This is a genomic window from Xanthomonas sp. NCPPB 1067 (assembly GCF_020783795.1).
Lineage (GTDB): Bacteria > Pseudomonadota > Gammaproteobacteria > Xanthomonadales > Xanthomonadaceae > Xanthomonas > Xanthomonas melonis.
Genome location: NZ_JAJGQG010000015.1, coordinates 16,875 through 37,732 on the forward strand (window position 1 = coordinate 16,875; position 20,858 = coordinate 37,732).

At 66.6% G+C, this 20,858-nt stretch carries 17 protein-coding genes; 14 read left to right on the forward strand and 3 right to left on the reverse strand.

The window, feature by feature from the left end; genetic code table 11:
* The first annotated feature begins 166 nt into the window (after positions 1 to 166).
* The 4 genes from LL962_RS12545 (at position 167) to LL962_RS12560 (ending at position 5,881) form a co-directional block, all read left to right on the forward strand.
* The gene (locus LL962_RS12545; RefSeq protein WP_228317125.1) at positions 167 to 1,555 is read left to right on the forward strand and encodes a glycoside hydrolase family 28 protein; all 1,389 of its coding nucleotides are present in this window, start codon (positions 167 to 169) and stop codon (positions 1,553 to 1,555) included.
* A gap of 284 nt (positions 1,556 to 1,839) precedes the next feature.
* Positions 1,840 to 2,988, forward strand: coding sequence for a lytic murein transglycosylase B (mltB, locus tag LL962_RS12550; RefSeq protein WP_228317126.1), 1,149 nt, complete (start codon positions 1,840 to 1,842; stop codon positions 2,986 to 2,988).
* On the forward strand, positions 2,985 to 4,349 hold the full coding sequence (locus LL962_RS12555; RefSeq protein WP_228317127.1) for a septal ring lytic transglycosylase RlpA family protein: 1,365 nt from the start codon (positions 2,985 to 2,987) through the stop codon (positions 4,347 to 4,349). The genes mltB and LL962_RS12555 overlap by 4 nt, the downstream gene beginning before the upstream one ends.
* Before the next feature lie 317 nt (positions 4,350 to 4,666).
* Positions 4,667 to 5,881: a D-alanyl-D-alanine carboxypeptidase family protein gene (locus LL962_RS12560; protein WP_228317128.1), complete on the forward strand. Its 1,215-nt coding sequence runs from the start codon at positions 4,667 to 4,669 to the stop codon at positions 5,879 to 5,881.
* A 203-nt stretch (positions 5,882 to 6,084) separates the two neighbouring features.
* Here the strand turns inward: LL962_RS12560 and LL962_RS12565 are convergent, their stop codons facing one another.
* A complete protein-coding gene (locus LL962_RS12565; protein ID WP_228317129.1) occupies positions 6,085 to 7,146 on the reverse strand; it encodes a lipid A deacylase LpxR family protein in 1,062 nt (353 codons plus the stop codon).
* Between the two features lie 303 nt (positions 7,147 to 7,449).
* Here LL962_RS12565 and LL962_RS12570 point away from each other — a divergent pair, with 303 nt between their 5' ends.
* The 5 genes from LL962_RS12570 (at position 7,450) to LL962_RS12590 (ending at position 13,118) form a co-directional block, all read left to right on the forward strand.
* Positions 7,450 to 8,433, forward strand: coding sequence for a CsgG/HfaB family protein (locus tag LL962_RS12570; RefSeq protein ID WP_228317130.1), 984 nt, complete (start codon positions 7,450 to 7,452; stop codon positions 8,431 to 8,433).
* A 252-nt stretch (positions 8,434 to 8,685) separates the two neighbouring features.
* Positions 8,686 to 8,964: a YbeD family protein gene (locus LL962_RS12575; protein ID WP_228317131.1), complete on the forward strand. Its 279-nt coding sequence runs from the start codon at positions 8,686 to 8,688 to the stop codon at positions 8,962 to 8,964.
* On the forward strand, positions 8,952 to 9,650 hold the full coding sequence (gene lipB, locus LL962_RS12580) for a lipoyl(octanoyl) transferase LipB (protein WP_228317132.1): 699 nt from the start codon (positions 8,952 to 8,954) through the stop codon (positions 9,648 to 9,650). The genes LL962_RS12575 and lipB overlap by 13 nt, the downstream gene beginning before the upstream one ends.
* An 11-nt stretch (positions 9,651 to 9,661) precedes the next feature.
* On the forward strand, positions 9,662 to 10,675 hold the full coding sequence (gene lipA, locus LL962_RS12585) for a lipoyl synthase (RefSeq protein WP_228317133.1): 1,014 nt from the start codon (positions 9,662 to 9,664) through the stop codon (positions 10,673 to 10,675).
* Between the two features lie 283 nt (positions 10,676 to 10,958).
* Positions 10,959 to 13,118 carry a carboxy terminal-processing peptidase gene (locus LL962_RS12590; RefSeq protein ID WP_228317193.1) on the forward strand — a complete coding sequence of 720 codons (2,160 nt, stop codon included), beginning with the start codon at positions 10,959 to 10,961 and terminating at the stop codon, positions 13,116 to 13,118.
* A 135-nt stretch (positions 13,119 to 13,253) separates the two neighbouring features.
* On the opposite strand, the gene LL962_RS12595 is transcribed toward LL962_RS12590, so the two are convergent.
* Positions 13,254 to 13,997: a sulfite exporter TauE/SafE family protein gene (locus tag LL962_RS12595; RefSeq protein WP_228317134.1), complete on the reverse strand. Its 744-nt coding sequence runs from the start codon at positions 13,995 to 13,997 to the stop codon at positions 13,254 to 13,256.
* An 83-nt stretch (positions 13,998 to 14,080) separates the two neighbouring features.
* On the opposite strand from LL962_RS12595, the gene LL962_RS12600 reads away from it, so the two are divergent.
* On the forward strand, positions 14,081 to 14,989 hold the full coding sequence (locus LL962_RS12600) for a LysR family transcriptional regulator (RefSeq protein WP_228317135.1): 909 nt from the start codon (positions 14,081 to 14,083) through the stop codon (positions 14,987 to 14,989).
* A 39-nt stretch (positions 14,990 to 15,028) separates the two neighbouring features.
* Here the strand turns inward: LL962_RS12600 and LL962_RS12605 are convergent, their stop codons facing one another.
* The gene (locus LL962_RS12605; RefSeq protein WP_228317136.1) at positions 15,029 to 15,895 is read right to left on the reverse strand and encodes an endonuclease/exonuclease/phosphatase family protein; all 867 of its coding nucleotides are present in this window, start codon (positions 15,893 to 15,895) and stop codon (positions 15,029 to 15,031) included.
* Positions 15,896 to 16,055: 160 nt separating this feature from the next.
* On the opposite strand from LL962_RS12605, the gene LL962_RS12610 reads away from it, so the two are divergent.
* From LL962_RS12610 to LL962_RS12625, 4 genes are all read left to right on the forward strand, one after another.
* Complete coding sequence (locus tag LL962_RS12610) at positions 16,056 to 17,111, forward strand: bifunctional nicotinamide-nucleotide adenylyltransferase/Nudix hydroxylase (RefSeq protein WP_228317137.1); 1,056 nt, start codon at positions 16,056 to 16,058, stop codon at positions 17,109 to 17,111.
* 122 nt (positions 17,112 to 17,233) lie between these two features.
* Positions 17,234 to 18,637 (forward strand): nicotinate phosphoribosyltransferase, encoded by a 1,404-nt coding sequence (locus LL962_RS12615; protein ID WP_228317138.1) that lies wholly within the window; start codon positions 17,234 to 17,236, stop codon positions 18,635 to 18,637.
* A 22-nt stretch (positions 18,638 to 18,659) separates the two neighbouring features.
* A complete protein-coding gene (locus LL962_RS12620; protein ID WP_228317194.1) occupies positions 18,660 to 19,760 on the forward strand; it encodes a hypothetical protein in 1,101 nt (366 codons plus the stop codon).
* Entirely contained in the window at positions 19,753 to 20,817 is a 1,065-nt protein-coding gene (locus LL962_RS12625) for a DNA methyltransferase (RefSeq protein WP_228317139.1), read from the forward strand. Before LL962_RS12620 ends, LL962_RS12625 begins: the two co-directional genes overlap by 8 nt.
* Positions 20,818 to 20,858: the final 41 nt, after the last annotated feature.

Sequence of the window (20,858 nt, forward strand, 5' to 3'; positions counted from 1 at the left end):
CAATGCGCGCCTGCCACGCGGCGCCGCTTCGTTCGCACGGTGGACGGTTCGCCAGCCCTGCACGGCCATGGGCCGCTCTGCGTAGAGTCCGCGGCGCCTCTGCAGCGATGACGGCGCCGCATCGCCTGCAGATTCGCGCACCCTCTTCCTCACGGACAATCCTTCTATGAAACTGCTCCCCGCTGCCATTGGTGGCGTTTGTCTGACGCTTGCCACACAGGCCGGCGCCGTCACCTTCGCCACCGGCGATACGCGTGCCGTCTCCGAGCCGACGATTCCTGCAACCTGCCAGACGGTGAGAGCCAGCCACACACCGAGCGGGCGCCTGTTCGATGCCGCGCTGGAAGGCGCGCCACCCGATACCAAGGCCATCCAGGACGCGCTCAACGCTTGCAAGAGCGGAAGCGTGCTGTTGACCAGCGGCAGTGGGAACGCGTTCCTGACCGGCCCGCTGTCGATTCCGGCCAATGTCACCCTGGTCGTCGACCAAGGCGTCACCTTGTACGGCTCGCGCAATCCGGCAGATTACGGCAGTGGGTGCGGCGTGGCCGCGTCCAAGAGCGGTGGCTGCCTGCCGCTGATCAGCGTCAAGGGCAACGACACCGGCGTCATGGGGATTCGTCGGGGCGATCGCCAGGGCACCATCGACGGGCGCGGCGATCTGCTCATGCTGGGCAAGAACACCAGCTGGTGGCAATTCGGCGAGAACGCCAAGGCCGCGGGCCAGGTACAGAACAGCCCGGACCTGATCAAGGTGCAGAATTCCAATGCGTTCACCCTCTACCACATCAATCTGATCAACGCGCCGTACTTCCATTTCTTCTCGCACATCGTCAACGGACTCACCATCTGGGGCGTGCGGGTGAAGTCGCCGGCCACCAGCCCCAATACCGACGGGCTGGATCTGGACAGCGTGGTCAATGCCACCATCCACGACAGCGACGTGATGGGCGGCGACGACGGCGTAGCGATCAAGACCATCAATTCCAGGTCGGCCAACATCACCGTGCGCAACTCGCGGTTCTACGGCACCCATGGCATCTCGATCGGCAGCGAGGTGATGTCCGGCGTCAGCAACGTGCTGGTGGAGAACAACGCGTTGGTGTCCACCGACGATGCAGGCAACCGCAGTACCGACAACAACGGCCTGCGCATCAAGACCAGCATCGTCAAGGGCGGTGCGGTCAGTCAGGTCACCTATCGCAACACCTGCCTGTACGGCGTGACCAGCCCGGTCGTGATCAATCCGTTCTACGCCAGTGGCAGCAGCGGTACCAAGCCGACCTTCAGCGCCATCGTCGTGGATGGATTGCGCAGCGCGAACGATGCAGGTGGCAAGGGCTGGATCCTACGCGGTTACGACGCACAGACGCCGTTGGACCTGGTGCTTGCCAATGTGGCGACCGGAAACACGTCGGTCACTGCGAGCAACGCGAAGATCGGGTTGAGCAATAGCGCACTGACGCCCACCGGTGCCGGCGTCACCACCGGTGCCGTGCAAGTCGAAGGCGCCGTGCCCACCTGTTCGGGAGCGCCGCGTTTTCCAGCGTTGTGACCGCACCCGCCGTCGCCGCGCCAGGTCGAGGGTGCGGCGACGGCTGGGACTGCAGCTGCGGCCCGGTTTATCCGCAAGGGGGGCAGTGCTGTCGCGGCGCACCGGCTCCGCTTTCAATCTCCGGGTCCCGGGTCCCGGCTCTCCGCATGGGCCACATGAACGAACCCGGATTCCCGAAGGAAAAACAGGAACCACTGCTGCGCCCGCCCTTGACTTTGCCTAAAGTCTTTTCGTTTCATGGCCTTATTGCCAGAAGTTCATCTGATGTCTGTTACCCTCGGCCGATGATTCGACGCACCCTGACCTGCCTGCTCACCCTCGGCCTTGTCGCCTGCGCGACCCAGCCCAGCCCTCCGTCCCCGCCGCCGACCGCCAGCGCGCCGCCGGCCAAACCGCCGGGCTCGTCGGCAGCGTCCGTCACGCCTGCCAGTGCCGCTGCCGAAGCGCCGACCTTGCCGCCGGTGGATCTGACTCCGGTGCCGTTCGAGATCGCCCGCGCCAACTTCGTGCGCGACACCACCGCCAGGTACGGCATCGATGCGGCGCAGATCGAGGCGACCCTGGCGCAGGCCCAGTTCAAGGACGCCATCGTTGCGGCGATGTCGCGCCCGGCCGAGCGGGTCAAGCCATGGAACGAATACCGGCCGATGTTCATCACCCAGGCGCGCATCGATGGCGGCCGCACGTTCCTGGCCGAACACCGCGCCGAACTCAGCAAGGTCGAAGCGGCCACCGGCGTGCCGGCACAGGTGATCGTGGCCATCATTGGGGTGGAGACCAGTTACGGCAGTAACGCCGGCAAGTACCGCGTGCTGGATGCGCTGTACACGCTGGCGTTCCGCTATCCGCGCAGCGGCGATCCGGCCAAGCTCGAACGCGAGGTGCGGCGCGAGCTGTTCTTCCGCGATGAACTCGGCCAGCTGTTCGCGCTGGGCAAGGAAGAGCAACTGGATGTCACCACGCTGATCGGCAGCTACGCCGGTGCGATGGGCATGGGCCAGTTCATGCCGTCCAGTTATCGCCAGTTCGGTGTCGACGGCGATGCCGACGGCAAGCGCAATCTGTTCACCGACTACAACGACGTGTTCGCCTCGATCGCCAACTACTTCGTCAAGAAAGGTGGGTGGGTGCGCGGCGGGCAGGTGGCAGTGCCGGCCACGCTGGCCGCCGGTCACGAGGAATTCAATCCCACCGACTGGGCACCGGTGTACACGCTGGCCGATCTGTCCGCGCGTGGCTATCACCCCAGCGCGCCGGTCGTGGCCGGCAGCACGGCCACCCCGATCAACCTGGACGATGCCAACGGCAAGCAGTACTGGCTCGGCTTCCAGAATTACTACGCGATCACCCGATACAACATTTCCAAGATGTACGCGATGGCCGTGTTCCAGCTGTCCGAGGCCATTGCCGGCAAGGAGTTACCTCCGGCATGAACACTATGACAGGCCCCAAGTGGCTGATCCCGATGGCACTGATGTTGGGCCTGGCGGCCTGCAGCAGCGCGCCGAAGAAGAGTGCAGGTGGCAATGGCAGCGGCGCCGTCAAGGGCATCAAGGTCGAGGGAAGGGGGCCTGCGCACGTCGCCACCGGATGCCCCTCGACATCGCCTTACGCGCCGGCCAGGGAAGACCCGTCCACGCGCGGCGACTACACCGCCGGCGGTCTGTACAAACCCGGCGTCAAGGACAGCACGCCCGACCACGTGCCCAACGTGGCCTGCATTCCCGAGCCCTTGGTCACCGACGAGCCGCGCTCTGCCGTCGGCAATCGCTCGCCCTACGAAGTGCTGGGCAAGCGCTATGTGGTGATGGACAGCCCCGGCGACTATGTCGAACGCGGCACCGCTTCCTACTACGGCAGCAAGTTCCATGGCCGGCTGACCTCCAACAAGGAGGTCTACGACATGTACGCCTTCACCGCCGCGCACAAGACCTTGCCGCTGCCGAGCTTCGCGCTGGTGACCAATACCGATACCGGCGATTCGGTCGTGGTGCGCGTCAACGACCGCGGCCCGTTCCACGATGGGCGCGTGATCGATCTGAGCTACGCCGCTGCGGTCAAGCTGGGCATCACCGGCAGGGGCACCGGTAATGTCGAGGTGCGTGGGCTGACCGAAGCCGACAACGGCACCTTGCTGGCCAAGCGCCGCGGCGGCCAACCGGCCACCACGGCCGTTGCCACGGCGCGGCCTGTCGCCGGCAGCCAGATCGACGGCCTGGTGCAGCGCCTGCCCACCCGCACCGTGCCGCCACGTGCGGCGGCGAGCGCGGGTACGCCGGCGGCCACGCCCGCAGTGGCGACCGCAGGCGCAGCGGTCAACACGGCGGGCGAGCGCTGGCGCTACCGGGTGGCCGACTCGCGTCAACCCGGCAATGCCGACAACTTCGATGCCTGGATGAAGACGCAGGGCGTGCGTGTGGCCACCGGCAAGCCGGCGGCCGTGGCTCCCCGGCAAGCATCGGCGGCCGTGGCCGCGGTCAAGACTGCCGATCGCGCCCCGGCACGCCTGCCTGCCGCCGATCCGGCACCGGCAAAGGCCCCGAGCGCGGCCGAAACGGCGCTTGGCAACATCCTGCTGCAGGTCGCCAGTTTCGCCAGCCGCGAAAACGCCAACCGCGCGCTGTCGCAACTGGCATCGGCCGGCATCGCCGGCGCCAGCGTCAGCGATATCGTCAGCGGCGGGCGCACGCTATGGCGGCTGCGCGTGAATGCACGCGATCACGCCAATGCCTCCGAGATCGCACAACGGATCGCCGGGCTCGGGTTCGGCAACCCGCAGATCGTCGCCAACTGACGAGGGTCTGCAGCGGCGCATCCGCCGCCGTCGGCCCGCTGCAGCCACGCACGAGCAGCTGTGGACGGCAGGGGCGGAGCCGGAAACTCGGGTCTGACCTAGCTGCCGGCTGCCTTTCCCGGCGGCTGCTCTGGGCACGGTCGGTCAGGCACGGTCGGCGCCATGCAGGCATCGCGCAGCGAGGGCCGCAGCTGCCTGCGCGCCGCTGTCGCTGAACTGCACGGCTGCGCGCCCGGCGGTGTACGTCGCCCCGATCGCCGTCGCACTTTACAATTTCCGATCACCCGGCCTTCGGGCCTGTCAGGAGTCGTTCTTCGATGAAATTCCGCTTCGCCGCCGCTGCCGTGGCCACGTTCGCCTTTGGCCTGGTCTGCGCCCAGACACCCGCGCCGCAGCCCACGCCTGCTGCGGCCGCCGCGCCCGCTGCCCCGGCGGCATTGCCGGTTCCGCCGGCGCCCGCACCGGCCGTGTCCAAGTCCTGGATCCTGATGGACTACGCCACCGGCCAGGTACTGGCCGGCGAGAACATCCATCAGCAACTGGCGCCGGCCTCCATCACCAAGGTGATGACCTCCTACGTGGTTGCCGCCGAGATCAAGAACGGCAAGGTCACCCGCGACGACCAGGTCATGATGAGCGAGCGCGCCTGGCGCGAGGGCGGCGCCGGCACCGACGGCAGCTATAGCGGCTTCCCGGTCAACCAGACCGCGCGTCTGGAAGACATGGAAAAGGGCATGGCGATCCAGTCCGGCAACGATGCCGCCATTGCCCTGGCCGAGCATGTGGCCGGCAGCGAAGAGGCCTTCGCCTCGCTGATGAACAGCTACGCCGCCAAGATCGGCATGAAGAACTCGTACTTCGTCAACGCACATGGTCTCAGCGCCGAAGGCCACCACTCCACCGCCTACGATCTGGCCCTGCTCGGACGTGCGATGGTGCGTGATTACCCGGAAACCTACGCCTACAACAAGATCAAGGAATTCCAGGTCGGCAGCATCAAGCAGAACAACCGCAACCTGTTGTTGTGGCGCGACCCTGCCGTGGATGGCATCAAGACCGGCCACACTTCCGAAGCCGGTTATTGCCTGCTGAGCTCGGCCAAGCGTGGCGACCAGCGTCTGGTTGCGGTGGTCATGGGCGACAGCTCCGAGCGCCAGCGCGCCGACGACAGCCTGGCGTTGCTCAACTGGGGTTTCCGCTTCTTCGAGACCCACAGCCTGTATGCGCCGGGCAAGGTCGTCACCAAGCAGAAGGTTTGGAAGGGCGCGCAGGACGAAGTGCAGCTGGGCGTGGCCCAGCCGCTGCTGGTCAGCCTGCAGCGCGGCCGCTACAACGACCTCAAGCCCAGCATGGACGTGGCCAAGAACCTGCAGGCGCCGATCAAGAAGGGCCAGCAGGTCGGCACCGTCAAGGTTAGCCTGGACGGCAAGATCATCGCTCAGGCCCCGCTGGTCGCCATCAACGCGGTCGAGGAAGGCGGATTCTTCAAACGCCTCTGGGATGCGTTCTGGATGTGGTGGGAATCGGAGTGATGCAAACAAGAAGCCGGCGAACGCCGGCTTTTTGTTTGCCGGGATTTGGGATTCGGCATTCGGGATTGGTAAACGCCAGAGCAGGAGCCTCGTCAGCCTGCTCTAGCGAATCCCCAATCTCCAATCTCCAATCTCGAGCCAGGAGCGAAGCCTCAGCAGCCCGCTCTTACGAATCCCCAATCCCCAATCCCGAATCCCCGCCTTCAAAGCATCCGGCTGATGGTGAAACTTCCGTACACCGGTGTCTCGCGCTGGGTGTCGAATTCGCGGGTGCGGTGGTAGCGGGCGAGCGCGAATTTCCAGCGGCCGTACATCACCGCGAGCCCATAGCCGACATCGGCCACGAACGGCCGCTTGTCCACGCGATGGCTGTTGCGGAAGGTATTGCCGTCCAGGGTGATGTCACGCAGCACCCAGCGTGCGTCGGAGGTCACGAACAGGTGTCCCGACCAGCCGCGGGCGCGGCTCAACCGGCTCGGAGCGGTGTTCTCGCCCGCCGGCCGGGTCGGGGTGCTGCCGAAGTCGTCCGGCAGTTTCCAGCCGAAGCGGGCTTCGCCGCCCGCGTTCAGATGCGTGGCCATGTTGCCTAGCGCACCGCCCCAGTGCGAAATGACATCCCAACCGAACCCATCGGCATTGCCGCTGGCATCGGCTGGCCAGCGGTGCATGCGCTCGTGCACCAGGTTGATCAGCGGTTCGTTGTGCAACTGGTTGTCCCAACCCTGGAATTTCTCGTCGCCCAGCACATCGTGGATCGCATCCTGCGCCTCCTGCGCGAACGCCCACGGACCGACCACGCCGATCTGCAGCTGGGTCGTGCGCAAATGCGCGTCGTTACGCGCGTTGTAGCCGAAGCTCGCCAGCAGGATGCCGGCGTAAGGCCGGTCGTCGGGGATCACATCGCGGCGGGTGAAGTCGGTTGGGGTGAAGATCGCCTGCCCGATCGAAAACACCATGTTCTGCTGATCGAACTCGCCAGGATGCAGGCGCTCCAGATAGCTGTTGACCCAGCGCGCCGTGCGCGGCAGGCAGGGATCGTCGGTGTAGTCCACCAGGTTGGGCGACACCAGGGTCAGCACCGCGCCGTTGGAATATCCCTGGTCCTGATCCTCGCCACCGAACAGGTCGTTGTCGACCCGGAAGTTGACCGCCGGCGGTGTGCGTCCCAGTCGGCTGGAATCGCATTGGTCCGCCGCGACGGCCGACGTCGACAGCCCGGTGAGAGAAAGCAGCAGGGCTGCGGACAAGGCGCGCGGTCGGAGCATGGAGGGCCTGGGGGAGTAAAAGTGGACTAGATTCGGCAAAGGTGCCTGCGCTCACTGCTGTGCGGCGTGAATATGCGCAGCATCATGCCCGTCGCTTGCGACACAACGTGGAGCGTCTCACGCACCAGTCCGTTTCATCGGCGGTGTGACCGCGTTGCCGCATGGCAGCGATGAAAAGCCAGCGCGAATAGCATATGATCCGCCTCCGGGGAAAGAAGCCCCAAGGAACGGCAGCCTTCGCAGGCTATTCATCACCAACGGATCGCGTTTGCCGGCGGCAGCGCAGGTGTCAGGGGACTAAACATGAGCAAGACGATTTCTGTCAGCGTGGCGGTACTGTCCAGCATGCTGGGTATTGCATTGGCCAGCGTCAGCGCGCCGGCATCGGCCGGGTTCAAAGACGCCTTCAAGCGCTCCGCGCAGGATCAGCGCAAGGAGGGCGTCGCGCAGATCCCGACATGCGCCAAGCCGCTTGGCAGCCTGTCGGTTATCGAGCCGGAAGATGCTGTCAACTGGTGGTCCGGCCAGCAGCTGCCGGCGCCGTCCAAGTTGATCAAGGTGTTCGTCAACAAGTCGCGCTGCTTCACCCTGGTGGACCGTGGCGCCGGCATGGCGGCATCGCAGCGCGAGCGTGATATGGCGGCCAATGGTGATCTGCGTGCACGTTCCAATGTTGGCAAGGGCCAGATCCGCGCGGCCGACTACGTGATGACGCCAGACCTCATTTCGCAGAACAGCAATGCGGGCGGCAGTGCGATTGCCGGCATGCTGGGCGGCTTGGTCGGTGGCAATGCCGGCAACTTGGTGGGCGGCCTGAATCTCAACAAGAAGACCGCGGACGTGGTCCTGACCATCACCGATGTGCGCTCGTCCGAACAGGTCGCCATGGCTGAGGGCAACGCCAAGAAGACCGACCTGGGCTGGGGGGCGCGTGGCAATTTGTTCACTGGCGGCGATTTCGGCGCAGCCGGCGCTGGCGGTTATGCCAACACCGAGATTGGTCAGGTGATCACGCTGGCGTATTTGCAGGCCTATACCGATATCGTCAGCCAGCTTGGAGGTCTGTCCGGCAATGCGGCTGCTTCCAACACCCAACAGGCAGTCACCGTAACGCGCGCAGGGCGCCTGTTGGCTAATGCGAAGGGCACTGGCGCGGCTGTCCGCACATTAGAACCGGGCATGATGTTGTATCCCACCGGCACCAAAGAAGGCGTGATGTGGGAAGTAGAGGACGAGATGGGGAATCGCGGCTGGGTATCGTCGGCGATGCTTGAACTGTCCAAGTAAGCGCGTGCGTCGGGCACCGCGTCGCAGTCAGGCGTGCGCGGTTGCTGACTGGAGACCAGGTGGGGGCCGTGTTCAGCCTGGTCTGTTCCCGGCCTTGTCTGGTGGAGCCGTCTTCCAATCCGGGTAGCGCAATCATCGCGCGTGGCCCTGCCGGGGGCGATGCAGCGGAGTCCCCGGAAGCTGTGCGGCGTCGCGTGCCAGTTCGGGCACTGCGCACTTGGGTTTGGCTGCCATCGACCCGATAATGGGTGCATGGACATCAGCTCTGACAACCCTGACCACGGCTTTCAATTCCCCGGCACCTTCGAGCTCAGCGCCATGGGCGCGGCCGATCGTGGCCTGGAGACGGAACTGCCGCGCCTGCTCGCCGCCACCGGCGTGGAGCTGCTGCAGGAAAGCATCAGCTGGAAGCATTCCTCCAGCGGCAAATACGTGTCGGTCAAGATCGGATTCCGTGCCGAGAACCGCGCGCAATTCGACGCAGCGCATCAGGCGCTGCGCGAGCACCCGGAAGTGAAGTGGACGCTGTAGTGGCCGAACCCGCCGCGGCGCCCGTCGCCATCCCGCCGGCACAGCTGCGCGAACTCGGTCGGCAGGACTACGCGCCGGTGTGGCGTGCAATGCAGCGTTTCACCGATGCGCGTGATGAACGCACGTCCGACGAGATATGGGTGGTCGAACACGCGCCAGTCTTCACCCTGGGCCAGGCCGGCAAGCCCGAGCACGTCTTGGCGCCGGGCGATATTCCGGTGCTGCAGGTCGATCGTGGTGGGCAGGTGACCTATCACGGGCCCGGGCAACTGGTGGTTTATCCGCTGCTGGATCTGCGCCGGCTCAAGATCGGCGTGCGCGATTACGTCTGCAAGATCGAGCAGGCGCTGATCGACACGCTGGACGAATGGAACATCGGTGCCGAACGCCGCGACGGCGCGCCCGGCGTCTACGTCGGCGCGGCCAAGATCGCCGCACTGGGCATCCGGGTGCGGCGTGGCTGCACCTTCCATGGGCTCTCGTTCAACGTGGCGATGGACCTGGAACCGTTCCAGCGCATCAACCCCTGCGGCTACCAGGGTCTGCAGGTGACCTCGGTGCTAGACTTGGGTGGCCCTTCCGGGATGGACGCCGTCAAGGCGGTGCTGCTCGATCAGCTGGCACGCCAGTTCGGTCTCGTGTTGCAGCCCACTTCCGCATTGCCCGACCTTTCGCTTCCGGCCTGAGCGCCCACGTCATGACCCAGCCTATCGCCCGTTCCATTCCCCTGCAGGTCGTCTCCGGCGACACCGCCGCGCCTGCGCCGCTGCAGACCGGCGTCAAGCAGATCGGCGGCGACAAGATCAATCGCTCGCCGGTGCAGTTCGTCGATGCCCCGGTGCTGCGCAAGCCGTCGTGGATCCGCGTGCGCATTCCGTCCGGCAATGCGGTGCAGAACCTCAAGGCCAAGCTGCGCGAAAACCGCCTGGTCACGGTCTGCGAGGAAGCCAGCTGCCCGAACATCCACGAGTGCTTCAGCCACGGCACCGCCACCTTCATGATCCTGGGCGAGGTGTGCACGCGGCGCTGCTCGTTCTGCGATGTGGCGCACGGCCGGCCCAAGCCGCCCGATGCCAACGAGCCCGCCAGCCTGGCCACCACCGTGGCCGACATGGGCCTGAAATACGTGGTGGTGACCAGCGTGGATCGCGACGACCTGCGCGACGGCGGTGCCCAGCACTTCGTCGACTGCATTTCGGCCATTCGCGCCAGTTCGCCCAAGACCCGCATCGAGATCCTGACCCCGGATTTCCGCGGCAAGGGCCGCATGGACCGCGCGCTGGAGATCCTGGCGCTGAGCCCGCCGGACGTGTTCAACCACAACATCGAGACTGTGCCGGACCTGTACCCCAACGTGCGTCCCGGCGCGGATTACCAGTGGTCGCTGACCCTGCTGCAGCGCTTCAAGGCGCAGCACCCGTCCATCGCCACCAAGTCCGGCATCATGCTTGGCCTGGGCGAAACCATGGAGCAGGTGCAGGCCACCTTGCGCGACCTGCGTGCGCACGACGTGGACATGATCACCATCGGCCAGTATCTGCAGCCGACGCCGCACCACCACCCGGTGATGCGCTACTGGACGCCGGAGGAATATCAGGCGCTGGAGGAGTACGGCAACGCGCTGGGCTTCAGCCATGTGGCGTCGGGCCCGATGGTGCGCTCGTCGTATCACGCCGACCGGCAGGCAGCCGGCGCCGGCGTCGCTGCCTGAGACACCGAGCCCGCGCGTACGCGAAGCGGTTTGTGCGGTACGTCAGCGAATGGATCGGACACGGCCCCGCCCAGCGCGGGGCCGTGTCGCATCTGCCGGCGGCTTCCGCCGCCCAGGGTACGGCCGCGTTCACAATCCGCTACAGGCCCGGCGCTAGGCTGATTCAGCCAGTGGATGACAACGCCAGCAACTTTCGGCACTGTCATGCTGTCCGATCCGTTCACCGCCTTTTCGTCGGCCTTGCGCCGAGAGCCATTCGATGACCTACAACGTTTCTGCGTCCATGAAGGCCGGCCTGCTGGCGCTGGTGTTGACCACTCCGATGGCGTTGCTCGCCCGTGCCGATACCGCGTTGCCCGCGGCTGCCACGCCCGAGCAGGCGACCGCCACCAAACTCGTCTTCGGGCTGCTGTCGGACAGCCGTTACGCCTATCGTCCGCGTACGCTGGACGAGGCGATGGCCCAGGACGTGTTCAAGCGGTATCTGGAAACGCTGGATGGCGGCAAGCAGTTTTTCACCCAGGCCGATGTGGACAGTTTCGCGCCGCTGAAGGCCGGCGTGAGCGATGCCTTGCGGGGCGGCAAGCTGGAACCGGCGTTCCAGGTGTTCTCGGTGTACAAGAAGCGCGTCGACCAGCGCGTCAAGTACGCGCGCGACCTGCTCAAGCAGGATTTCGATTTCACCGGCAGCGACAAGTTCGAGTACGACCGCAAGGACGTGCCGTGGGCGGCCGACGACAAGCAGCTGGACGTGCTGTGGCGGCAGTCGGTGATGAACGACTGGCTGCGTCTGAAGCTGGCCGGCAAGAAGCCGGAAGACATTCGCAAGACCCTGGACAAGCGGTACGCCACGCTGGCCGACTCGGTCAACGAGCTCAAGGGCGAGGATGTGTTCCAGTTCTTCGTCAACGCCTACACCAACGCGGTGGATCCGCACACCGATTACTTCACGCCGCGTACCGCCGAACGCTTCAACCAGCAGATGTCGCTGTCGCTGGAAGGAATCGGCGCGCAGCTGCAGAAGCAGGAAGACATGGTGGTGATCCGCGAGGTGATCCCCGGCGGTCCGGCGGCCGTGAACGGAACGCTCAAGCCCGGCGACCGCATCGTGGGCGTGGGGCAGGGCAAGAATGGCGTGATCGAAGACGTCATCGGTTGGCGCATCGACGACGTGGTCGAGAAGATCAAGGGCAGCAAGGACACCCAGGTGCGCCTGGAATACATTCCGGCCGAACTGGGCATCGATGGCGCGCACCGCACCCTGACCTTGACCCGGCAGAAGGTCCGCCTAGCCGAACAGGCTGCCAAGGGCGAAACCATCACCTTGCCTGCCAAGGGCAGCGAGCCGGAACGCCGCATCGGCATCATCAAGCTGCCGGGCTTCTACCAGGATTTCGAAGGGCGTCGCCGCAACGCGGCCGACTATGCCTCGGCAACGCGCGACGTCGCCAAGCTGCTGGCCGGCTTCAAGACCGACAAGGTCGACGGCGTGGTGCTGGACCTGCGCAACAACGGTGGCGGTTCGCTGGACGAGGCCATCGAACTGACCGGCCTGTTCATCGAGCAGGGCCCGGTGGTGCAGGTGCGCGAGTCCGGCGGCCGCGTCACCGTCAACGGCGACAGCAATCCCAAGGTCGCCTGGGATGGTCCGCTGGGCGTGTTGATCAATCGTGGCTCGGCCTCGGCGTCGGAGATTTTTGCTGGCGCCATCCAGGACTACGGCCGTGGCCTGGTGATCGGTGAAACCAGCTTCGGCAAGGGCACCGTGCAGAACATCGTCGACCTGGACCGTTGGCCGGCCGCCGAAGGTCAGCGCTACGGGCAGGTCAAGCTGACGATCGCGCAGTTCTTCCGTATCAGTGGCTCCAGTACCCAGCACAAGGGCGTAGTGCCCGACATCGCGTTCCCGGCCAGCGTGGATGCCACCGAGTTCGGCGAAAGCACCTACGACAACGCCTTGCCGTGGACGCGCATCGCCGCCGTGCCGCATACCCAGTACGGCAATTTCGCCCCCTTGCTGCCCAAGCTGCAGACGCTGCACTCCACGCGCATCGCCAGCGACAAGGAGTTCCAGTGGTGGGAGGAGGACGTCAAGCAGTTCCGTGACGAGAAGGCCAAGAAGTACATCTCGTTGAACGAAGCCGAGCGCGTGGCCGAGCGCAAGAAGCAGGATCAGCAGCGCAAGGACCGTCAGCAGATCCGCAAGCAATTGGGGCTGCCGCTGGATCCGCTGGCCGATGACGCCGACGACGGGCTGACCGGCAACGAGCGCGACATCGTCAAGGACACCGCGCGCGAGAAGGCTGCCGAGAAGCGTCCCGATCCGCTGCTGCACGAATCGGCGGCGATCCTGGCCGATGCGCTGGGGCTGCTGTCGCAGGACCGGCCGTTGTCGGCACAGGTGCTCCCGCAGTCCACTGCGCCCGGCAGCTGGGCAGACTGATTCCCGGGCTGCGCAGGACATCGACGCCACCGCCCGCCGGTGGCGTTCTCCATTACGCCAGGAGCGCGGCCACTGCCTGATGGGGCAAGCGCCGGCAGGCGGTGCCCGTGGCGATCATCGCCGCACTCGGCCCCCTCATCCCAGCGCCTGCCAGCAGGCCTGCAGGCCAAGCGCCAGCAGGGTGCCGAAGAACACCCGCCGGAACGTCTCGGCAGAGATGCGGCGACGGACCCGGGCGCCTGCCCACAGCCCCAGCGCGGTCGGAAGCAGCGCCAGCAGCGACGGCAGGCCGGCCGATAGCGGCGCACCGCCGCGCCAGACCAGTGCGATCGCCAACGCCAGCGTGGCGGTTCCGAAACAACACGCCAGCGCGCGGATCAGGATGTCGCGCGGCAGTGCGAGCGAGGACAGGTACGGCAGCGCCGGCAGTACCAGCACGCCGGTGGCGCCGCTGAGCAGGCCGCTGGCCAGTCCCGCCAGCGGCCCGGCCCAGCGCTCGTGGCGCGCGGGCAGCGTCCACTGCCAGCGAGCGAGTCCCAGCAAGGCGTACAGCATCAGCAGGATGCCCAGGCCGGCGCGCAGGTGGCTGGGGTCGCCGTCGATCATCACGTCCACGCTGAGCCAGGTGCCGACCACGATCATGCTCAGCAGCGGCCAGAGCCGCCGCAGCAGGGCGCCGGGTGCGGGCCCCCAGGCCTGCTGCAGATTCGTCACCAGCGAAGGCAGCACCAGCAGCGCGGCGGCCTGGGTCGGCGGCAGCCAGAGCCCGAGCAGGCCCATGGCGACCGTCGGCAGCCCCATTCCGGCAACGCCCTTCACCGCGCCGGCCAGCAGAAACACCGCGGCGACCAGGATCCACTGAGACATGTGTGCATGCATGCCGGCGAGGATCCGGCGGCTACCGGCTTCCGGACAAGCTGTGTTTGTTTGAGGCAGACTTCGGCCAGGCCGAAGGCTGAGGGATGAACATGCAGGTGGAGCTGGTCGATCTGCGGATCTTCGTGGCGGTGGCCGAGGCCGGCAGCATCACCGCCGGCGCCGATCGGGCGGCGTTGTCGCTGGCGGCGGTCAGCGCGCGCATTCGCGCGCTCGAGCTGCAGGTCGGGGCGGCCCTGTTCGAGCGCGGTCGGCGCGGTGTGACGCTGACCGCTGCCGGCCAGGTGCTGCTGCGGCACGCGCGGGTGCTGGCACGGCAGGAGCAGGCGATGCGCAGCGAACTGGGCGACTACGGGCCGGGCGGGCAGGTCACCTTGCGCCTGGCCGCCAATACCGCCGCGTTGTCGGAAGGCTTGCCCGAATGCCTGGCCGATTTCCTGATCGCCCATCCACGGGTGGACCTCACCCTGGCCGAGCAGGGCAGCGAAGAGGCGGCGGATGCGGTGCGCGACGAGCGTGCGGATCTGGCCATTGTGGCCGGACATGCCGATTTCACCGGCCTGCAGCGGCGCCCGTTCCGCGCCGATCGCCTGGTCGTGGCGGTAGCGGCCGGGCATCGGCTGGCCGCTGCGGGCAGCGTGCGGCTGGCCGATATCGCCGATCTGCAGCTGTTGGCGCTGTCGGCCGACAACGCCTTGCAACGTCACCTGCGCACGCATCTGGCCAGGGCCGGTGTGCAGCTGCGCGTGCGCGCGCGCGTGCCCGGCATCGAGACGCTTTGCCGCATGCTGGCACGGGGCGTGGGCGTGGCGATCGTGCCGCAGGTGGCGTTGCTGCGTTCCAGTGTCGGGCAGGCGCTGGTGGCGATACCGCTGGACGAAGCCTGGGCCAGCCGCAGCTTGTCCATCGTGTGGCGCGAGGGCTCTCCCACCTTGCAGGCTTTGCTGGACTGGCTGCAGGCCAGCGCGGTCGGGGCGGATCTCCCGGCGGTGTGATGGCAGGCCCGGCGCAGCGTCGCGGCCATGCGCGGCCGCTCAGCGTGGCCAGGCGAATTCGGCCAGCACCGGGTAATGATCGGACGGCAGGACGCCGCCGGGTCGCGCATCCAGGGTGCTGAACTGCGTGGGTATCAGTCCGCGGAACAGGATCCAGTCGAGACGGCGGGTGGGCGCCGTGCCGAAGCCCTGGAAGGTGTTTTCCGGGCCATTGCGCCTGGGCGCCCCGACACGCGCATCGTTCAGCACCGCCGTGAGCAAGCGGTGGGTACGATGGTCCGGATCGCTGTTGAAATCACCGGTCAGCACCACCGGAATGTCCGCAGGCAACCGTGCGATGTGCGACAGGATCAGTCGCGCGCCCTGTTCGCGTGCCGGCTCGTCCTGATCGCGGTGCGGCAGGTGCGTGTTCAACAGGTAGAAGCGGCGCTTGTCGCGCCGACGCTCGAACAGCGCCCAGGTCACCATGCGTGGCAGGTCCGTCTCCCAACTGCTGCTGCCCGGCACCTCGGGCGTTTCCGACAGCCAGAAGTCGCCCGATTCGACCACCCTCAGCGCGTGGTGGTCATACAACACCCCCATGTGTTCGTCGCTGCCGTCGGCGCGACGCCCCCTGCCGAACCAGCGATAGTCAGGCAACTGCGATGCGAGATAGTCCGCCTGTTCGCGCACCAATTCCTGCGTGCCGATCACATCGGGGTGGGTCTGCCGGAGCAGCGCGACCATCGCGTTGCGGCGTACCGTCCAGCGCTTGTCGCCGTCGGTGTCGACCGGTACGCGGACATTGAACGACATCGCCCGCAGCGGTGCGGGAGCAGGTGCTGCCAATGTCGGCAGTGCGATGCACAGCGCGACGACGGCAGCGCACAGGGAGTGCATGACGACACGGAGCGATAGACGAGACATGTGGGCAGCACCAGGTGGCCTGCGCGCCAGTCTAAGGCGTGCGGATGACCGGGATGTTGGCGACTGCGCCGCCGGCTTGACGCCGCTGCGCATCGGCGTAGCATGCGCATCAAGCCTACGGACAGACCGCTGGCGAACCAATCAACCGTGAGGGATTCTCATGGCAGCACCGTACGACTATCTCGTGTTCATCGGGCGTTTCGAGCCCTTTCATAACGGCCACGCCGCCGTTGCCCAACACGCGCTGGGCCTGGCCAACAAACTCATCGTGCTGATCGGCTCCGCCGATACGCCGCGTACCATCCGCAATCCCTGGACCGTTGCCGAGCGCGCGGTGATGATCGAATCCGCATTGCCGGAGCAGAGCCAGCGATTGATCCTGCGCCCGCTGCGCGATCACCTCTACAACGAAAGCCTGTGGATCGCCGAGGTGCAGCGCCAGGTCGCCGAGTCGGTACAGGCCGATGGTGGTGCAACCGACGCGCGCATCGGCCTGATCGGCATGGACAAGGATGCCAGCAGTTATTACCTGCGCGAGTTTCCGCAGTGGCCGCTGGAAGACGTGCAGCACACCGCGACCTTGTCGGCCACTGAACTGCGCCGTTATCTGTTCGAGGCCGGCGACATCGGTTTCCATGGCGGGCTGTTGATGTTGCGCGGCAATGTGCCGACGCCGGTGTACGACATGCTGGAAGCGTTCCGGCGCAATTCGCCCAGCTACGCGCAGCTGGTGGCCGAATACCGCTTCATCGAGCACTACCGTGCGGCGTGGAAGGACGCGCCGTATCCGCCGACCTTCGTCACCACCGATGCGGTGGTGGTGCATTCGGGGCACGTGCTGCTGGTGCGGCGGCGTGCCGAGCCGGGCAAGGGGCTATGGGCACTGCCGGGCGGCTTCGTTGGCCAGGACGAAGGCCTGCTGGATGGTTGTCTGCGTGAGCTGCGCGAGGAAACCCGGCTCAAGGTGCCAGTGCCGGTGCTCAAGGGCTCGCTGCGCGGTCGTCAGGTGTTCGATCACCCCGAGCGTAGCCTGCGCGGTCGCACCATCACCCATGCCTTCCACTTCGAATTCCCCGCGGGCGACTTGCCTGCGGTACGCGGCGGCGACGATGCCGACAAGGCGCGCTGGATTCCGATCGCCGAAGTCATGGCGATGGGCCCGCGCCTGTACGAAGACCACCTGCATATTCTCGAATTCTTCCTGGGTCGCGGCTGAGAGCGAGGGCGCGTGCGGGTTGCCACCGATGCACAACGGCCGCCCGTCCATCCCTTGCCTGCAGCGTGACCTTCCACCGGCGGACAGACTGCCGGTTCACTCGACGCGAAGGAGCTTCCGTCATGCATTACCTCGATAACCTGCTGCTCAATACCGACAGCTACAAGGCCAGCCACTGGCTGCAATACCCGCCCGGTACCGACGCCTCGTTCTTCTACGTCGAATCGCGTGGCGGCCTCTACGACCAGACCGTGTTCTTCGGGTTGCAATCGATCCTGAAGGAAGCGATCAACCGGCCGGTGACGCATGCCGACATCGACGATGCGAAGGCCTTGCTGGCCGCGCACGGCGAACCCTTCAACGAAGCCGGTTGGCGCGACATCGTCGATCGCCTGGGCGGGCAGTTGCCGATCCGCATCCGCGCGGTGCCTGAAGGCACGGTGGTGCCTACGCATCACGTGCTGATGACGATCGAATCGACCGACGCCAGGGCATTCTGGGTGCCGTCTTATCTGGAGACCCTGCTGCTGCGTGTGTGGTATCCGGTGACGGTGGCCACGGTGAGCTGGCAGGTGAAGCAGACCGTGCGCGAGTACCTGGAGCTCACCAGCGACGATCCGGAAGGGCAGCTGCCGTTCAAGCTGCACGACTTCGGTGCGCGCGGCGTGTCCAGCCTCGGCTCCGCAGCCCTGGGCGGCGCGGCGCACCTGGTCAATTTCCTCGGTACCGATACCTTGTCGGCGTTGCTGCTGGCACGTGCGCATTACCACACCCCGGTGGCAGGCTTTTCGATTCCGGCGGCCGAGCACAGCACCATCACCAGCTGGGGCCGCGAGCGCGAGGTCGATGCGTACCGCAATATGCTGACCCAGTTCGCGCGGCCCGGTTCCGTGGTGGCGGTGGTGTCTGACAGCTACGACATCTATCGCGCCATCCGCGAGCATTGGGGCACCACCTTGCGCGAGCAGATCATCGGCTCCGGCGCCACGGTGGTGATCCGCCCCGATTCGGGCGATCCGGTGGACGTGGTCGAACAGTGCCTGTTGCTGCTGGACGAGGCGTTCGGCCACCGGCTTAACGGCAAGGGCTACAAGGTGCTCAACCACGTGCGCGTGATCCAGGGCGATGGCATCAACCCGCTATCGCTGCGCGCGATTCTGGAACGTATCACGGCCGCAGGTTACGCCACCGACAACGTCGCCTTCGGCATGGGCGGTGCGTTGCTGCAGAAGGTGGATCGCGACACGCAGAAGTTCGCGCTCAAGTGCTCGGCAGTGCGCGTGGACGGGCAGTGGATCGATGTCTACAAGGATCCGATCACCGATCAGGGCAAGCAGAGCAAGCGCGGCCGGCTGACCTTGTTGCGCGATCGACGCGACGGCAGTTACCGCAGTGCCTTGCTCGACGAGTCGGCCGCAAGCAGCGGCTGCGAGGATGCCCTGGTGACGGTGTGGGAGAACGGCGTCATGCAGCAGGAATGGACGCTGGAGCAGGTGCGTGCGCGCGCCGATGCCGCGCGCCGCTGATCGGCAGCAGGCTGGCATGACCGTGTCCGCCGCCATCGACGACGCATCGTCGCTGTCCACGTCGCCGCTGTTGGCGCGGTTGCGTGCCACAGTGCCCAGCCTGCAGCGTCGGGTACCACAGCAGGACGAGTGCGGCCGATGGCATCGGCTGCAGATCGGCGAACGCGGCTACCGGGTCGCGCTGCCGGTCACGTTCACTCCCTATGCGTCGGTGCGGCCATGCTCGGCGCGTTGCGGGTTCTGTTCGGAAAACCTGCGTCAGCACGGCGGCGGTCCGACCGGGTCCATGCTGCGACCAGGCCCGGCGTACTTCGACCAGCTGCGTGCTGCGTTGCAGGTGTTGCATGCGGTGCCGTTGTCGTATTCGTTGTCCGGCCTGGAGATGACCGACGACGCGCAGTGGCTGCAGGCACTGCTGCAGACCTTGTCGGCAACCGCTGCTGGCCCGCAGGTCGAGCAGCGTGTGCTCTACAGCAACGGTGCCGGTCTGGCGCGTGCGCAGGGAGGGCGCCTGCTCGATGCGCTGAGCGACTTCCGGCTGTCGTGGATCGAGTTGTCGCGCCACCATCCGCTGCAGGCGCGCAACGATGCCATCATGCGCTTTCGAGCGGACGAGCCCATCGCCGATGCGGCGACCTTCGAGCACACCGCGCGCCGCATCGCCGAACGCCTGCCGGTGCGGCTGGTCTGCATCGTGCAGCGCGATGGCATCTGCAGCGCCGAGGACGTCGCACGGTACATCGCGTGGGCACGCGGCTGCGGTGCCAGCCAGGTGATTTTCCGCGAACTGTCGCGCTTGGACGAGGCATATCGCAGCAACGGCACCTGGCGCTACATCGAACAGCAGCGCATCGGCGTGGAGCCGTTGCTGGCCGACTGCATGCAGCAGCCGTGGTGGACGCACTGGCAGCTCGACGGCATGACCGAAGGGTATTACTTCTGGAATGTACGCCTGCGCGCCGGCGACGGCATGCAGGTGGTGTTCGAAAGCGCCGACTATGCGGCCATGCATGCGCGTCATGCCACCGGCGACATCTACAAGCTGGTGTTCTTCGCCAACGGCCGTCTGTGCGCCGGTTGGGATCCGGATGCCGACGTGCTGTGGGAGGCGGACGGTGGATGAGTTCGATCGGCGCAGCTGGTGGATGCCCAGTGCCGACGATGCGCGCTGGGGCCTGCCGGACGATCTGCGCGCCACCGATCCGCTGCATGGCCGCGACTGCGGGTGGGTCAACCAGATGCGCCCGTTCGTGCGCCACTTCAGTTCGCCCGGTGAGCAGGTGTTCGATCCGTTCTGCGGCTTCGGCACCACACTGCTGGCCGCCGCCATCGAAGGCCGCCACGCGCACGGCATGGAGGTCGATGCGGAGCGGGCGAGGACGGCGTGCATGCGTCTGCGGCGGCTGGGAGTGGAAGCGCCGGTCAGGGTCGGCAGTCTGGCGCACACGTCACCGGCCGCCGCGATCGATCTGTGCCTGACCAACGTGCCGTACTTCGGCTGCCAGTGGCGTGGCGCGGCAACCCAGGGCCAGTTGTACGACAGCGCCGATTACGCCGGCTATCTGGCAGGCATGCGCGCAGTGTTCCATGCCTTGCGGCGGCGCTTGAAGCCGGATGGATTCGGCGTGGTCATGGTCGAGAACGTCCAGCTGGGCGGGCGCACGATTCCGCAGGCCTGGGATCTGGGCCGGATCCTGGGCAGCCTGTTCACGCTGCGCGAGGAGCGCGTGCTGTGCTACCAGCGTCCGGCTGGCGGCGTGGAGCACGCACGCACCGACAGCAACCGTAGCCACGAATACGCGCTGATCTTCCAGCACTGCCGGGCGCGTCTGGATCCGGCGCAGGCGGCGCAGTTGCTGCAGGCGGTGCAGGCGCTGGGGGTGCCGGCGGTGGTGCACGGCAGCTACGCGCGCTGGCTGCAGTCGCCCGCGTCGGTGCCGGACGGGCCGGCCGACCTGGACCTGATGCTGGGTCCGGAGCAGCCAGTGTGGGACCGCCTGACCAGTTGGCTGCAGGCGCAGGGCTTCGCCCTGAGCCTGTGGGGCGAGCCCTGCCAGGCGCCGGTGGCGCTGGCGGCGGTGCGTGCGCATCACTATCTGCGCGCCGAACGCATCGGTGCCGATGGCAGCCGGCTGCAGGTGGACCTGCAACTGCCGGGGGATGAACCGCCGATGCCCTGAGCGGCGGCGCGACGCCGCGGCCACATGGGTTGCGGCTATCC